The organism is Ruegeria sp. C11, from assembly GCF_056537725.1.
The window spans coordinates 391,325-406,409 of record NZ_JBQFSB010000002.1 but is presented as its reverse complement, the minus strand read 5'-3'; the positions used below and the strand labels follow the sequence as shown (position 1 = coordinate 406,409).

General features: G+C 57.9%; 15 protein-coding genes. 8 read left to right on the top strand and 7 right to left on the bottom strand.

Annotated features, from left to right (window positions below):
- The 4 genes from ACR0NA_RS05185 (at window position 1) to ACR0NA_RS05170 (ending at window position 2,451) form a co-directional block, all read left to right on the top strand.
- Window positions 1-372 carry an RNA-binding S4 domain-containing protein gene (locus tag ACR0NA_RS05185; RefSeq protein WP_170650441.1) on the top strand — a complete coding sequence of 124 codons (372 nt, stop codon included), beginning with the start codon at window positions 1-3 and terminating at the stop codon, window positions 370-372.
- Window positions 373-437: 65 nt separating this feature from the next.
- On the top strand, window positions 438-776 hold the full coding sequence (gene fdxA / locus ACR0NA_RS05180; RefSeq protein WP_170650439.1) for a ferredoxin FdxA: 339 nt from the start codon (window positions 438-440) through the stop codon (window positions 774-776).
- A gap of 282 nt (window positions 777-1,058) precedes the next feature.
- Entirely contained in the window at window positions 1,059-1,568 is a 510-nt protein-coding gene (locus tag ACR0NA_RS05175) for a CarD family transcriptional regulator (protein WP_170650436.1), read from the top strand.
- Between the two features lie 112 nt (window positions 1,569-1,680).
- Window positions 1,681-2,451 (top strand): potassium channel family protein, encoded by a 771-nt coding sequence (locus ACR0NA_RS05170; RefSeq protein WP_480726678.1) that lies wholly within the window; start codon window positions 1,681-1,683, stop codon window positions 2,449-2,451.
- Here ACR0NA_RS05170 and cobS read toward each other — a convergent pair.
- Window positions 2,444-3,211 carry an adenosylcobinamide-GDP ribazoletransferase gene (cobS, locus tag ACR0NA_RS05165; RefSeq protein WP_480726676.1) on the bottom strand — a complete coding sequence of 256 codons (768 nt, stop codon included), beginning with the start codon at window positions 3,209-3,211 and terminating at the stop codon, window positions 2,444-2,446. The genes ACR0NA_RS05170 and cobS overlap by 8 nt on opposite strands.
- A 79-nt stretch (window positions 3,212-3,290) precedes the next feature.
- Here cobS and cobT point away from each other — a divergent pair, with 79 nt between their 5' ends.
- Window positions 3,291-4,304 (top strand): nicotinate-nucleotide--dimethylbenzimidazole phosphoribosyltransferase, encoded by a 1,014-nt coding sequence (gene cobT, locus ACR0NA_RS05160; RefSeq protein WP_480726675.1) that lies wholly within the window; start codon window positions 3,291-3,293, stop codon window positions 4,302-4,304.
- A 30-nt stretch (window positions 4,305-4,334) separates the two neighbouring features.
- On the opposite strand, the gene ACR0NA_RS05155 is transcribed toward cobT, so the two are convergent.
- Window positions 4,335-6,218, bottom strand: coding sequence for a monovalent cation:proton antiporter-2 (CPA2) family protein (locus ACR0NA_RS05155; RefSeq protein ID WP_480449130.1), 1,884 nt, complete (start codon window positions 6,216-6,218; stop codon window positions 4,335-4,337).
- A gap of 21 nt (window positions 6,219-6,239) precedes the next feature.
- Window positions 6,240-6,695 carry an Lrp/AsnC family transcriptional regulator gene (locus tag ACR0NA_RS05150; RefSeq protein ID WP_170650416.1) on the bottom strand — a complete coding sequence of 152 codons (456 nt, stop codon included), beginning with the start codon at window positions 6,693-6,695 and terminating at the stop codon, window positions 6,240-6,242.
- Window positions 6,696-6,840: 145 nt separating this feature from the next.
- Here ACR0NA_RS05150 and hppD point away from each other — a divergent pair, with 145 nt between their 5' ends.
- Window positions 6,841-7,938, top strand: coding sequence for a 4-hydroxyphenylpyruvate dioxygenase (gene hppD / locus ACR0NA_RS05145; RefSeq protein WP_480726672.1), 1,098 nt, complete (start codon window positions 6,841-6,843; stop codon window positions 7,936-7,938).
- 84 nt (window positions 7,939-8,022) lie between these two features.
- Here the strand turns inward: hppD and ACR0NA_RS05140 are convergent, their stop codons facing one another.
- Window positions 8,023-10,200, bottom strand: coding sequence for a hypothetical protein (locus tag ACR0NA_RS05140; RefSeq protein ID WP_480726670.1), 2,178 nt, complete (start codon window positions 10,198-10,200; stop codon window positions 8,023-8,025).
- A gap of 163 nt (window positions 10,201-10,363) precedes the next feature.
- Here ACR0NA_RS05140 and ACR0NA_RS05135 point away from each other — a divergent pair, with 163 nt between their 5' ends.
- Window positions 10,364-11,059, top strand: coding sequence for an SIMPL domain-containing protein (locus tag ACR0NA_RS05135; RefSeq protein WP_480726668.1), 696 nt, complete (start codon window positions 10,364-10,366; stop codon window positions 11,057-11,059).
- A gap of 3 nt (window positions 11,060-11,062) precedes the next feature.
- Here ACR0NA_RS05135 and ACR0NA_RS05130 read toward each other — a convergent pair whose 3' ends face one another.
- From ACR0NA_RS05130 to ACR0NA_RS05120, 3 genes are all read right to left on the bottom strand, one after another.
- Complete coding sequence (locus ACR0NA_RS05130) at window positions 11,063-11,773, bottom strand: GNAT family N-acetyltransferase (protein WP_480726665.1); 711 nt, start codon at window positions 11,771-11,773, stop codon at window positions 11,063-11,065.
- A gap of 18 nt (window positions 11,774-11,791) precedes the next feature.
- Window positions 11,792-13,084, bottom strand: coding sequence for an O-acetylhomoserine aminocarboxypropyltransferase/cysteine synthase family protein (locus ACR0NA_RS05125; protein ID WP_480726663.1), 1,293 nt, complete (start codon window positions 13,082-13,084; stop codon window positions 11,792-11,794).
- A 96-nt stretch (window positions 13,085-13,180) separates the two neighbouring features.
- Window positions 13,181-14,179: a hypothetical protein gene (locus tag ACR0NA_RS05120; protein ID WP_480726662.1), complete on the bottom strand. Its 999-nt coding sequence runs from the start codon at window positions 14,177-14,179 to the stop codon at window positions 13,181-13,183.
- Window positions 14,180-14,376: 197 nt separating this feature from the next.
- On the opposite strand from ACR0NA_RS05120, the gene ACR0NA_RS05115 reads away from it, so the two are divergent.
- Window positions 14,377-15,009: a cupin domain-containing protein gene (locus ACR0NA_RS05115; RefSeq protein ID WP_480726661.1), complete on the top strand. Its 633-nt coding sequence runs from the start codon at window positions 14,377-14,379 to the stop codon at window positions 15,007-15,009.
- Window positions 15,010-15,085: the final 76 nt, after the last annotated feature.

Here is a 15,085-nt window from a genome sequence, read left to right as displayed (position 1 = left end):
ATGGCCGAAGCACAGGCCAAACTGCGGATCGACAAATGGCTGTGGCAGGCGCGGTTCTTCAAGACCCGCAGCCTTGCCGCCAAACAGGTCAGCGGCGGTCATGTGCGGGTGAACGGAAACCGGGCCCTCAAACCGGCGCAAGCCGTCGGGCCCGGAGACGTCCTGACGTTTTCTCAAGGGCGTGCCATTCGTGTCGTTCGGATCGAGGCGTTGGGCGAACGCCGCGGCCCGGCAACCGAGGCGCAAACGCTTTACGCCGATTTGTCGGAAAAGCGGGACAAACCTTTGGACAATCCCAAATTCGAGGGAAAAGGTCGCCCTTCCAAGAAGGATCGGCGCGCAATTGATCTTTCTCGCCGTTCCAACGAGTGATCCACCCTTGAAGCGGGGGCCACTCTGATTTAGCTAGTCGCCCAAACCTCAAGTGGATTCCGACCATGACCTACGTTGTCACCGATAACTGCATCGCCTGCAAATACACCGACTGTGTCGAAGTTTGTCCGGTCGACTGTTTCTATGAGGGCGAGAATGCGTTGGTCATTCATCCGGACGAGTGCATTGACTGTGGCGTGTGCGAACCGGAATGCCCAGCCGATGCAATCCGCCCCGATACTGAGCCTGGTATGGAACAGTGGGTCGAATTCAACCGCAAATTCGCCGAACAATGGCCGGTGATCGTGACCAAGAAAGATCCCTTGCCCGAGGCCGAAGAACGTGACGGTGAAGAAGGCAAACTGGATAAGTACTTCTCGGAAGCACCCGGCGAAGGCGGCTAAGCGATTCGTGCCGCAGGGCTTCCTGCCTGCCAGCGAAACATCGCGCGCAGCCCCTTGAAAACAGGACTTAGTGCCCGATTTATGCGGGGTTAGCTTTCAGGTGCCGCATTTTTGTGGTATACTGGTTCTCAATATGATGACAGAAACTGGGATGCGCTCCGAAAGTATGCTCGCTTTGGGGTTTTAATTTTGTGACAACTACGCCGCCGGCCGGGGCTGTGAACGCTCCGCTTGTGGCTTTTTGTTGCTCGCAATCCGGTCTACAGCCAAGGATACACGTGAATGACCAAGTCGAAAAAGCTCGAATTCCGCCCCAACGACTATGTTGTCTACCCTGCGCATGGCGTGGGACAGATCGTTTCGATCGAGGAACAGGAAGTCGCAGGGTTCTCGCTCGAGCTGTTCGTGATCTCTTTTGAGAAGGACAAGATGACGCTTCGGGTTCCGACCAACAAGGTCACCGAATCCGGCTTGCGGTCCCTCAGTTCGCCGGACGTAATCAGCCAGGCGATGAAAACGCTCAAGGGCAAGGCAAAGGTCAAGCGGGCCATGTGGTCCCGCCGGGCGCAGGAATATGAACAAAAGATCAATTCCGGCGACCTGATCTCAATCGCCGAAGTTGTTCGTGATCTGCACCGTACCGACGATCAGCGCGAACAAAGCTACTCTGAGCGTCAGCTGTACGAAGCAGCCCTGGAACGCCTGACCCGCGAAGTGGCGGCAGTTTCCGGTGGGGATGAGATCTTGGCCGCCAAGCAGGTGGACGAAGTTCTGATGTCGCGCGCAGCCTGACACTAAACCAACGTTGCATTAGGGCCGCCCCTTGTGGGCGGCCTTTTTGTTTCAAAAAGTTGCATCTGTTCCTGTTTTCCCACTTAAATTGCTGAGAAGGGCGGAGAGATAAATGGTGCGGCTAAAGCAACTGGTAAGATTTCTGTATATCGGAACCGGAACGATACCAGTATGGTTCCGGTATTTCCTGATCCTGTTTGACGCGGTTACAATCGTGTTCTTTGTGGCAACCGCACACATAGATCACGGGCCGGTCATTGTTGCGGCCAGTTGGGCGGTTGGCTTCCTTATTCTGTTGGATTTTTCGGCACGCCTGTGGATCGCAAGGAACAAGTGGCAGTTGCTGAAGAAAATTTACACTATTGCCGACATCGTCGTAATCATTTCGCTTCTGCTCGATCCGTTTCTGACGGGCAATCTAGCTTTTCTTCGTATCCTGCGCGCTCTGCGCCTCATACACTCATATCACCTGCTTAGGGATCTCCGCCGCGACAGCGTGTTTTTCCGCACTCACGAAGATGCGGTAATCGCGGCCATCAACCTGCTGGTTTTTGTGTTTGCAACAGCAACGGCGGTACTGGTTTATTTCATCCCGGAATCCAGCGAAACGCCTTACATCGACGCGCTTTATTTTACGATGGCGACGCTCACCACGACCGGTTTTGGCGACATTACCTTGCAAACCCCGTTCGGCAAGCTGTTCTCGGTCTTTATTATGGTCGTTGGCGTGGCCCTGTTCGTACGACTGGCGCAGGCCATTTTCATGCCTCAGAAGGTGCGGCACAAATGTGGGGGATGCGGGCTGTATCGGCACGATCCGGATGCGGTCCACTGCAAGCATTGTGGTGGATTGCTGAGGATCGAGACCGGGGGCGTCAGTTAAGCTGGGCGATCAGTGCAACCAAAAAGGCGATTTCACTCAATTGCTGTGTCGCGCCCAGAATGTCACCGGTCTGACCACCGATTTTCCTTTTGGCAATCGCGGCCAGAATGAACGCGGCCAGACCCGCGACCATCATTGGCACAATCGCCTGCGTGCCGATCGTCAGCAGGCAGATCAATAAGGCCAGAAAAAGCCCCAGTACTGCCGCCCGTGTCGGCGGGGTACCGACCCGGTGGCTCAAGCCCGATCCCCGCGCATTTGCTAACGCGCACATAAGCGTGGGCATCAGTGCACGCGACCATGTGGCTGCGGCCACCAAGCCCCAAATCGCACCCGATCCAAATAGGACGGCAACCGCGAGAACGCGCAGCAGCTGGGACAGGATCAGCGCCAGAACGCCATAGGTCCCGATATGGCTGTCCTTCATGATCTCCAGTCGGCGCTCCTTGGTAAACCCGCCCCAGAGCCCGTCAGCAGTGTCGGCAAAGCCGTCTTCGTGCATTGCCCCGGTCGAGAGGATCAGGGTCGCCATGGCCAGCACCGCGCAAATGGACGCCGGTATCTGGGCGGCAAGGCCGATCCAGCCAACAGCGCCAGCCAGAAGCCCTACCAGAAGCCCGGCAATAGGGAAGGCCCAGATTGCCTGTTGTTGCCGTGCGAATTTCTGTTCGGGCAATGCGGGCAGGGGCAGGCGTGTCAGCAGCACAAGCGCCACAGGGATGTCCCACGCAGAAATCAGGTGTGTGTCGTTTTTGATCACTCCCAGGCCTTTCAGGGTCTTGTGGCATCGAGTGCATTGGTTAAACACGCAGGACCACTCTGATGCAACGAGGCTTTACATGCTGCCCGATCTCAAAGACCTGAATTCCTTCCGTGATCTGCTCTCCAATGCGCCGGGGCCGGACAGTGCCGCGACACAAGGCGCCGAAGAGCGTAATGGGCAACTGACCAAACCACCCGGCGCGTTGGGCCGGTTGGAGGATCTGGCGATCTGGTATGCGGGTTGGCGCGGGGATGCGCGGCCGCAGGTCTCGTCGCCGCAGGTCATCGTGTTCGCCGGAAACCACGGTGTCACCGCGCAAGGCGTTTCCGCCTTTCCCGCAGAAGTGACGGAACAAATGGTTCTGAACTTTCAGCACGGCGGGGCCGCGATCAATCAGCTTGCCAAATCAGCGGGTGCCAAACTGGACGTGCACGCGCTTGAACTGGATCGTCCCACCGCGGATTTCACACAAGCCCCCGCGATGAGTGAGGACGAGTTGCTGGAAGCGCTTCGGGCGGGCTGGAACGCGGTCGATGCCGGGTCCGACCTGTTGGTCGTCGGAGAGATGGGCATTGGCAACACCACACCTGCCGCTGCAATTGCCTGTGCGCTTTTTGGCGGGGACGCGGCGGACTGGACCGGGCGGGGAACCGGAGTTGATGACGCAGGTCTGACAAACAAGACCCGCGTTGTTGCCGAAGGTGTTGCGCTTCACGGTGGATCGAAGGACGGTCTTGAAATTCTGCGCTGTCTGGGCGGTCGCGAAATTGCAGCCATGGCCGGCGCAATTGCTGCGGCACGCGTGTTGCGTATTCCGGTGGTGCTGGATGGCTTTATCTGCTCAGCCGCAGCGGCCTGTCTGGCCCAATCCGTCAGCGGATCGCTGGATCACGCCGTAGCTGGCCACCAAAGCGCCGAGGGCGCCCATGGCGCAATGCTTGAGAAACTGGGCAAAGCACCTTTGCTCAGTCTGGGGCTCCGTTTGGGCGAAGGCTCGGGTGCAGCGCTTGCCATCAATATCGTGAAATCAGCCGTCGCCTGCCACTCTGGCATGGCGACATTTGCCGAGGCTGGCGTTTCAGACAACTGATCACAGCGCGGACCCGGGCAGGCGCCCGGGTCACGCCGACTTTTTGGCGTGCTCTTCAGCCAGTTCCAAAAGTGCGGTTTCCAGTTCCTTCTGCAACTGCTGCGCCCGATCAATATACTTCTTGTTCTCGGCGGTAGGCATGCCCGGTATCCACAACTCGGCCAGATCACGGACCGTATTTCGGTCATGATGATAAAACGTCTGCTCGGCCTGCGCGGCCTCGTACTCGCTCAGGCCAATGTTCTCAAGGACATAGCGCCCGGCCCGCAATGAGCTGTCGAACATTTCCCGCACGATGTCATTTGCACCGGCCTGATACAGTTCATAGACATGATTGCGATCCCGCGCCCGCGCGATGATGTGCAGATCAGGGCGTTGACGGCGGGCATAACCCACCAGCCGTGTGACCTGTTTGTAGTCGTCCATGGCGGCCACCAACACCTCGGCCTTTTCCAGCCCTGCCGCACGCAGCAGCTCGGGCCGGGTCGGATCGCCCAGAAATCCCTTTACCCCGAAACGGCGCATAAGCTGAATCGTCTCGATATCGTGATCCAGAACCACGGTTTTGAACCCACTGGCCTGCACCAGCCGGTTCACGATCTGACCAAAGCGCCCGATGCCAGCGATGATCACCGGCCCTTTCTCGTCGATCTGATCCGGTTCGGGTTCCGGGCTGGCATCCCCGATCCGCCGGGACACCATGTCAAAGATGATGAACAGCAGTGGCGTGATCAGCATCGTCAACGCGATGATCATCAGCAGTTTCTGCGACAGGTCGGGCGGTATGACATTCTGTTGCGTGGAAAATGCCAGCAGGACGAAACCAAACTCGCCTGCTTGTGCCAGCCCCAGCGTAAACAGCCAGTGATCTCGCCCCCGCAGTTTAAAGGCAAGGCCCACGAGGAACAGGATGATCCCTTTGGCCAGAATGACCAGCAGCGCCAGCCCAAGCAGGTCCAGAGGTTCACTGAAGAAATAGCCGACATTTATTCCCGCGCCGACTGTGATGAAGAACAGCCCCAGCAAAAGCCCCTTGAACGGTTCAAGGTCGCTTTCCATTTCGTGGCGGAACTCGGAACTGGCCAGAACGACGCCGGCCAGAAAAGCTCCCAACGCGGGTGAAAGGCCAACAAGCATCATCAGGAACGAAATCCCCACGACGATCATCAGGGCCAGCGCGGTGTACATTTCCCGCAGGCGCGTAGCGTGGATGAAACGGAATAGTGGCCGCGTCAGGTAGACGCCCGCAAGCACGACAAACACCACTGCGCCAATCGTAACCAGCGTAACCGCCCACCCGGGCAGGCCCTCGACCAGCGAAAGGGAATGGTGGGCGTCAACACCATGTGCTGCCCCCGAACCCCGATCGATCGAACCATCGCTTTCAATGTGAAGCCCGGGGGAAATGGCCAGCAATGGAAGAAAGGCCAGAATGGGAATAACCGCAATATCCTGCGTCAGCAGAACCGAAAAGGTGGCCCGCCCGCCGTTAGTCTGCATCAACCCCTTTTCGGATAGCGTCTGAAGAACGATTGCGGTCGAAGACAACGATAAAGTCAGGCCAACCGCCAGCGAGACTGACCATGGGTGATTGGCATAGAAAGCAACAGCGGCAATTGCGATTGTCGACATCGCGACCTGCAATCCGCCAAGCCCCAGCAGCTTGTCCCTCATGTCCCATAAGGCGCGCGGCTCCAGTTCCAGTCCGATGAGGAACAGCATCATGACAACGCCGAATTCCGCAACGTGCTGAAGGCTTTCGGTTTCAGCACCGACAAGTCCAAACACCGGACCGATGGCGATACCTGCTGCCAGATATCCCAGAACCGACCCCAATCCCAGGCGCGCTGACAATGGTACCGCGATGACAGCGGCAGCCAGATATATCGAGGCCTGGTATAGGAATTCTTCCATGTCTGTCCTTTCTCGTCCCCGTCAGGTGGGCAGTGGAGCATCGCGTTTGAGTTGGTCCATGACGATCTGGCTTTGCACGCGCGCTACCGCAGGATGCGGCAGGATCACTTCGTGAAGCAAGCGGTTGAGCGCCGGAAGATCGTCGCAATAGACATGCAGCAGATAATCCGCCTCACCAGTCATGGTCCAGGCGCTTGTGATCTCGGGGCGCAGATCCACCATGCGCGCGAAACTGGCCGATTGATCGGGCCCGTGCGTACCAAGGTGAACCTGAACAAAGCCCTGTACCCGCAGCCCCAGCTTTTGCGGGTCCAGCTTGGCGGCATATCCGGTAATAAGCCCGTCAGCTTCCAGTCTTTGACGTCTCCGACCCGCCTGACTGGGGGACAGGTGCAGCATCTCTCCCAACTGGTGCGAGGTCAAATGGGCGTTCTCTTGCAGTGCGGCCAGCAGGCGTGCGTCAGTTGCATCCAGCATGTGCGGCGATTCTCCAAAAATCCTGAACTTCGTGCGTACTTTCCGCATACACTGTTAGGTTACAGGAAAAGAACGCGCAAAAACAGCATCAGATAAAGCGTATTTTGGAATCAGCAAAGAAATTCCTGTTTCACGGAGATGCGCCATGGGTCCTTTCCCGCACAACGCCCCTAAATCCACTATCACTGACGAAAACCCCGCCGGTACGGACGGGTTCGAATTTGTCGAATTCGCGCATCCTGAACCACAGGAACTGCGCGACCTGTTCGCCAAAATGGGATTCGAACTTACCGCCAGGCACAAGAGCAAGCCTTTGGTCGAGCTTTGGCAGCAAGGCGACGTTACATACATCCTGAACGCTGACCCGGACAGTTTCGCCGCCAAATTTGTCAGCGATCACGGACCCTGCGCCCCGGCCATGGGCTGGCGTGTCGTTGACGCGCAGCGGGCGTATGATTATGCGATCTCGAAAGGGGCCGAACCATATGATGCCGCCGACAAGACCATGGATGTCCCGGCGATCAAAGGCATCGGTGGCTCTCTGCTTTATTTTGTGGACCAGTATCACGACACGTCGCCATACAACGAAGAGTTCGAGTGGCTGAAGCAATCCAAGCCGCGCGGCGATGGGTTCTACTACCTCGATCACCTGACCCACAATGTCTACAAGGGCAACATGGACAAGTGGTTCAAATTCTATGGCGACCTGTTCAACTTCAAGGAAATCCGTTTCTTTGACATTCAGGGCAAATTCACCGGACTTCTCAGCCGTGCTCTGACGTCGCCCTGCGGTCGCATCCGCATTCCGATCAACGAAGACCGCGGTGAAACCGGGCAGATTGTTTCCTACCTCAAGAAATACAAGGGCGAGGGCATTCAGCACATCGCGGTGGGGTCGGATGACATCTATGGCTCGACCGATGCCATCGCAGCGAAGGGCCTGAAATTCATGCCCGGTCCGAACGAAACCTACTACGACATGTCCTATGACCGCGTGCAGGGGCATGACGAACCGAAAGATCGCATGATGAAACACGGTATCCTGATCGATGGCGAAGGTGTGGTCGATGGGGGCGAGACGAAGATTCTGCTGCAGATCTTCTCGAAAACAGTAATTGGCCCGATCTTCTTCGAATTCATCCAGCGCAAGGGCGATGACGGTTTCGGCGAAGGCAACTTCAAGGCTTTGTTCGAATCCATTGAGCGCGAGCAGATCGAGTCTGGGGAAATACCAGCCGCTTGATTGGCCTGATTATTCAGTGGGCGTGCGGATGATAAGCTGTCTCAAGCTTACGTCCGCGCGCCTTTTGTCAGCCGTTCCCCGGGGTCAGCTGTTCGGCATGGTCAAGGTCACGTTCCGGCTGCTTTTCTGATAGACCAACTGGCTGTCGCCGATTGCAAGCACCCGGCCACCGTCAAGACGGTCGCCGATTTTGACCTTTTTGTAGCGGCCGCTGGGAAGACGGATCAGCGCCCGCCGATTGGAAGGGGTTCCGTAGACCCCAATCAGATTGACGCGGCGCAGGTTGATGGCGTTGTCCAATGTGGCCTGACGCGCGACCGAAGCCGAGCTTGGGATTTTGGGCGAAACCGATTTGGGTGCAAAGGTGCCGGACTCAGTTCCGCCGCTCACTGCCGCTGTTGAACCAAGCGACCCATCGCTGTTTACCTTTGGACGCTCAACCGCAGGCGCGGCGGTGACCGGCCGCAGTTTCGGTCGGGGCACCAGCACAACGGCCAAAGCCGTTGGCGTTTCGTCGACCTGTGGCTCTATCTGCAGCGATTCCGGGCGCAACTTTGGGCGAACGCCAGCAAGTTCTTCAAGCGAGCGCCCGCCAAGTTGCTGTCGTTCAAAGCTTTCGACCAGATCATCGGGGCGCGGTGCCGGGCGAAGACCGGCAAGACGTTCCTGCGCTTCATCCACCACCGGCTCTTCTTCAAACCGAACTGGCACGTCCGGCGGGACACGGGCAGGTCTTCCCAGATACACGATCACCCCATCAGGATTGAGCGTGCCATCCTCGGTTGCGGTAACCAGACCCCGATCATCCAGTTCGAACTGGGTTCCGGCAGCAGTCGGCAGTCCGGCCTGCTCAACCGGAAAATCGGTGTCAAAACTCTGCGCGCCGGGCAGGGCAAGCGCATCCTGTGACAAATCAGATCGATCGATTGACGCGAGATATAGATCGTCCGCAGGTTCCAACGCCCTTTCCGGCAGAGCTTGCGGAGGCTCGGGCGACACGCCGGTAGCCTCCAGTTGCGCCTGTTCCGCCACAGGATCACGTTGCACCGTTTCAACGGGTGTCGGTTCGACCTTCAGGGCGTCCAGAATAGCCGTATCCGTCGTATTCGGGTCAACAGGTTGATCTGGATTCTCAGTCGTTTGAGGCGGGTCCTGCGGAACGTCGTCTGACGCGTTGCCAACATCGTTCTCAGACTGGGCAGAATCGACAAGCGCTGTCCGCGTTTCTGGCTGCGGTAACTCTGCCGCTTCATCCCCCTGCGGCCACAGGGCCCATCCGCCAATTGCAATGCAGGCCAAAACGACTGATGCAGCCACAGGAGCCGTGATCCCGATACGGGATTTTTTGCGGCCCCGCGCGCCAAAGATTGTCAGGCGATCCGTTTCATCCATTGCCCCCTTACCAACGTCCGGCAGGGCATTGAAATTTGCCGGGACAGCCGGTTCGGCAATCGGATGAACAGGCGTTGCAGGCGGTAAATCCGCTTCGTTTTCTGCGACTGAATGCTCTTCTTCACTGTCCGCTTCGGCAGCTTCGGCTTCGGGCTGCGCATCTGTTTCTTCCTCGGTATCGTCCAAAGTAGGACGGCGGCAGGAGGAAAAGCTGGCCTCTTCAGATTCGGATGGCGGGTCCGCAGGCCCCGTATCGGGTTGTTCCTCAAAAGCAGCCTCGGCAGCGGGTTCTTCGGCCTCGCTCTCCTCAGGTGCAGGGCTTTCCGGTTCGGGCTCAATTGCGACGCTCTCCTTAGGCGCGGGGCTTTCCGGTTCGGGTGCAACTGCGACGGTGATCTCAGGTGTTTCCTGAAAATCCGGTACCCGGGGAAACTCACCGTCCGCAGGTTCAGCCGAAAACAATACCGGCCTGAAACCGTGCTCGGTTGTAAAAGTTCCGGCTTCGGCCAGCGTCTCCTTGGCGACAGCGGCTACATAGGTCGTGGTCCCTGAGGCTTCAGTGTCATACGCAAGGTCCGACAATGCATAGGGCGTTGCCTCGCCAAGGACTTCCTCAATCCGCGCCGTCCGCTCTGCGTCGTCAAGATCTTCTGTCTCAACCGTCAGATACCGGATTTGCGGATCAGGCAGCACAACCCTGCAACTCAGATCGTTTTCAAGGGCAAAGGCCTTTGCGCGCAGATCTTCGAACGCCGCCTTCAGATCAGGTGTGTCCAGCGAAACGGAACCGACACTGTACCATTCGCCGTCCGCATGGTGCAGCAGCGAAATTCCTTCAACCGAAAAAGACAGCGTAAAGGCAGGCTTCATAATCTGGCGGAACCGTAATTGTCAGTCTTACGCAAACGCCTCGGCGTTCACGCGGCGAGATTAAAGCAGGATATCGCCGAGGGAAAGAAAAAGCCGAATTCTCCCCTTGTGCGGCGAAGGCTTGCCAACCCATCTATTAGGTACAACAACAGGAGAGATCACATTGAAGAACATTGCTTTTCTCGTGATGATGCTTGCCGTTACGGCAGCTGGAATGGCCAATGCGCAAGAACGTCGCATCATCGTCGACGGCACAGGCACGGCCGAGGCCGCGCCGGACATGGCGACCATCACGCTTGGCGTCACAAACGAAAACACCGAAGCCGCCGCAGCCATGCAGGCAACCTCTGAGGCGGTTGCTCAGATCCTGTCCCGGCTGGAACAGGCAGGGCTTGAGGCGCGCGACATCCAGACCCGCGATCTGTCATTGTCGCCACTTTGGAGCGGGCGTGACGACCAGAACGGTAACCATCGGAAGATTACAGGATTCGTCGCCTCCAACCGTGTCTTTGTGCGGGTTCGGAATCTTGCTGATCTGGGGCCGATCCTCGACGCCGTGATCGAAGGGGGCGCAAATGACTTTGGCGGGCTGAGCTTTAGCGTTCAGGACCCCAAGCCGCTTGCGGCCAAGGCACGTGCAGACGCAGTCGCGGATGCAAGGGAAAAGGCCGAGCAACTGGCGCAGGCAGCAGGGGTTGAGCTGGGCCAAGTCGTCTCGATCACCGTGGGTGGTGGTGGCCCGCGGCCGTTAATGCATAGGGCCGAATTTGCGGCGGCGGATGCGGGCGGCGTTCCCGTCGCTGCGGGTGAGATTTCGGTTCAAGCGACCGTATCGATGGTGTTCGAAATCGCCGAATAACCCTCAATCCGTCTGGCGGGCCATCAGGGATTCACGTTGCTGGCCCGTCGCATCAAAATTGTCCGGTGAAAGCCAGGCTTCGAATGCGTCGCGTATGCGCGGCCAATCCTTGTCGATGATGGCGAACCACGCCGTATCCCGGTTGCGTCCTTTGTAGTGTGTCGCCTGCCGGAATACGCCTTCGAATGTAAATCCAAGCCGTTCGGCTGCCTGACGCGACGGGGCATTCAGCGCGTCGCATTTCCATTCGTATCGGCGATAGCCCAATTCATCGAACACACGCCGCATCATCAGATACATGGTCTCTGTCGAAGATGGCTTTCGCTGCAATAGCGGCGAAAAGTGAATATGGCCGACTTCAATCGAGCCCGCTGATGGCTCAATCCGCAGATACGACGCCATGCCAACAGGGGCTCCATCAGCATCAAGAACGGTATGAAACAACGGGTCCGGGCCTGTGCAACTCGCTTTCAGCCATTCGGAAAACCCGGTTTCCGAGTCAAATGGGCCGTAGGGCAGGTAGGTCCAGTTCCGACCGTCCATATCCTTTGCAAACGCCCGAAACAGGCCGGGTGCGTGCAGCGTTTCGTCAAGCGGCACCACCGAACAATACCGCCCCTGCATCGAACTGCGCGGGGGCAGGGGGCGCGGAAAGTCCCCCTTTACCGGCGCTCCGACAGGTTGGCCCAGATCGTTGATCTTATGTTCAGACATGATGCCGCTCGCTTTTTGTCAGGTGCAGGCTTTGGCCAGAGCTTGATCCAGATCGGCGATCAGATCGTCCGCATCCTCGATCCCGATGGAGAGCCGAACCACATTCGGGCTGGCGCCTGCCGCTTCCTGCTGTTCCGCTGTCAGTTGCCGATGCGTGGTCGAAGCCGAATGGATGATCAGCGATCGCGCATCACCCAGGTTCGCCACATGGCTGAAAATCTCCAGCGCGTTCACCAGCTTCACACAGGCCTCGTACCCGCCTTTTACGGCAAAGGTGAACAGCGCACCCGCGCCCTTGGGATAATGCTGCTGCACCCGCTCATGATAAAGCGACGAAGGCAGACCGGCATAGGTAACGTATTCCACGCGATCATCGGCCTCCAGCCACGTTGCGATCTTCTCGGCGTTTTCCACATGGCGCTGCATCCGAAGGCTCAGCGTTTCGATACCCATCAGGGTGTAATGCGCCGCCTGTGGGTTCATCGTCATGCCAAGATCGCGCAGACCAACCGCAATGCTGTGGAACGTAAAGGCCAGCGGCCCGAAGGTTTCGTGGAATTTCAGGCCGTGATAGGCAGGCTCCGCCGCGCTGAGCGAGGGGAACTTGTCGCTGGCAGACCAGTCGAATTTACCCGAATCCACAATGCAGCCGCCGGTCACGGTGCCGTTGCCGGTCAGGTATTTTGTCGTCGAATGCACGACCAATGACGCGCCCTGATCGATGGGGCGGCAAAGGTATGGCGTGGCCGATGTGTTGTCCACGATCAGCGGTACGCCTGCCTCGTCCGCGACATCGGCCAACGCGCGGATGTCGGTGACATAGCCGCCGGGATTGGCGATGGATTCGCAGAAGACGGCGCGGGTGTTTTCGTCGATGGCGGCCTTGACGGCCTCAAGATCGTCGGTGTCCACAAACTTGGCTGACCAGCCAAAGCGCTTGATGGTCTGGCTGAACTGCGTGACCGTGCCGCCATACAGACGGGTCGAGGCGATCACGTTGCAACCCGGCCCCATCAGCGGGAACAGCGCCATGATCTGTGCCGCATGGCCTGATGAGCAGCACACGGCCCCAACGCCGCCTTCCAGCGTCGCGACACGTTCCTGCAACACGGCCACTGTCGGGTTCGTCAGGCGGGAATAGATATAGCCCACTTCCTGCAGGTTAAACAGCGCCGCTGCGTGATCGGCATCGCGGAACACATATGCGGTGGTCTGGTAAATCGGTGTCTGTCGCGCGCCGGTCGCCGGATCAGGGCGCGCGCCCGCATGAATTTGCAGCGTGTCAAAGCCGTAGGTGGGGCCATTGGACATTTCGAAAGTCTCCCTTTGGAATATGTTTGTCAAAATCTGTAGGGCATCAACCGCTTACGCACAACGACATGGTCGCCGCACGTTGCTAAGGCGGGATCACCGCAGCCAAAGCCCGTTGGATTTGATCTTGTTTCGAATGACCTGCTCGCGCTGAGGCAGGTTTTCGCGGTCGAACAAGGCCCGGACCCGGGCCCCCTTGCCCTGAAACACCAGCTTTTTCAGGGGCTCATAGTTCTTCAGCACTTTTTTATATTTGTTGGGGGCCGCAACCGTTTCCAGCACTTCGACAACCCGGTCGCTTTCCCGCGCATAAAGCAATGGGAACAGCCGGTAGTGGCAGCTGACAGATCCATCAAGCAACCCACGGGGCAGAGCATCGCGCCCGCCACCGAATGAGTGGATGACCAAGGGTAGTGCGACCTGGTCCAGCCATGGATCAAGGCTTTGCGCGGTAAGTTCCGGCAGGTTCTCGTCGCGGATGGTCTTGGCGAACTGCAGGAAACGCTCTCCGAACTTGCGCGGGCAGGAATAAAAGAAGAAACCCGCGTTGAAATACAGATATCTCCGCCAGTAATCATGTGGCTGGCTGGTATCCAGAGAGCTTTCGAAATCCAGATCGAACCGCTGGTACAAAGCGCGCCAGATGCCGTCATAGCCGGGGCCGTAAAGGGTGGGTTTGGGCCATGTGCCCTCGACCTTCAGCGACGCGCCAGGGCGATCGAAACCAAACGGAACACTGGTCAGGTCGCCGGTGATCAGCGTATCGGTGTCAAAAAATACAAAGGGCTCCCCTTCGGGCAGGGCCAGCAGCGCCTCGATCTTGTTGCCGTATGGATAGCTTTCGCCAAAAACATTGCTCTCGAACGGCAGAATTTCCGCGCCAAGCTGTTTCAGCGCCCTGAGGACATCTTCGTTCTGTATGCGAGGGTCCTGTTTCCATTTCGGTCCGGGCTGCGGAACTGCGACAAACAGCTTTCCGTCAAAACCGGGCGAATTGTGCCGCAACGATGCTGCGAACAATATGGCCTCGTATTGCAGACGATTGTTCTGACCAATAATGACGATGTTGAATTTGGGGTGGTCCGCCTGCTGCATTTTTCTCTTTCTCGACCAAACCGGGGTTCGACGTTTCTTTGTAAAGACCGGCCTACATCAAGCGGTGAATGCAGTCAAAATCTCTGCGCTGCCCGACAGCCTCCGTTCAGTCAGGAACCCCACGTTTTCGTGAACCTGTTTGCAATTCGCGGGGCAGGGGCCAATTCTACGGAAACACTCTGATCAGGAGAACGCGGATGCTTATCAATGCTGACTTCACGAAACGAGTAGCGGTGCATTTCAACGAGGCCGATTGGGTTCAGTCCCCCGCAGCAGGGGTCGAACGCAAGATGCTGGACCGGATCGGCGACGAAGTGGCGCGCGCTACGACGATTGTGCGCTTTGCGCCCGGAAGCGCTTTTGCGGCCCACACCCATGACGGTGGCGAAGAATTTCTGGTTCTCGACGGCGTGTTTCAGGATGAAACTGGGGATTTCCCGGTTGGCAGCTATGTTCGCAACCCTCCGACAACCTCTCACACGCCTTCCGCGCAGGAAGGAGCGACCATTCTGGTGAAGCTCCATCAGTTTGACCCTGAGGACCGGACCGAGGTTCGCAAATCAATCGGTCAGGATCAGAAGACCCAGTTGTTCAAGGATCAGCGCGAGGATGTGCAGATTCGCACCTGGGCTGCGGGCGAACAGGTTTCCCATGACCTGCCGGGCGGGGCCGAGCTCTTTGTCGTTGACGGTAGCTTTGTCGAGTCGGGTGAAGAGTTCGGGGGCTGGGACTGGCTGCGCCTGCCGCCCGGATCAACGCTGAATGCCACCGCCGGACCTGAGGGCGCCAGAGTCTGGATGAAACTGGATCACCTGAAAGAAATGGTCTGATTTCCTAAGACCTGCATAAATTTCTAGCAACAATCCGCCAAATCCGGGTCTCGCGGCCCGGATTTTGCATTTTTTG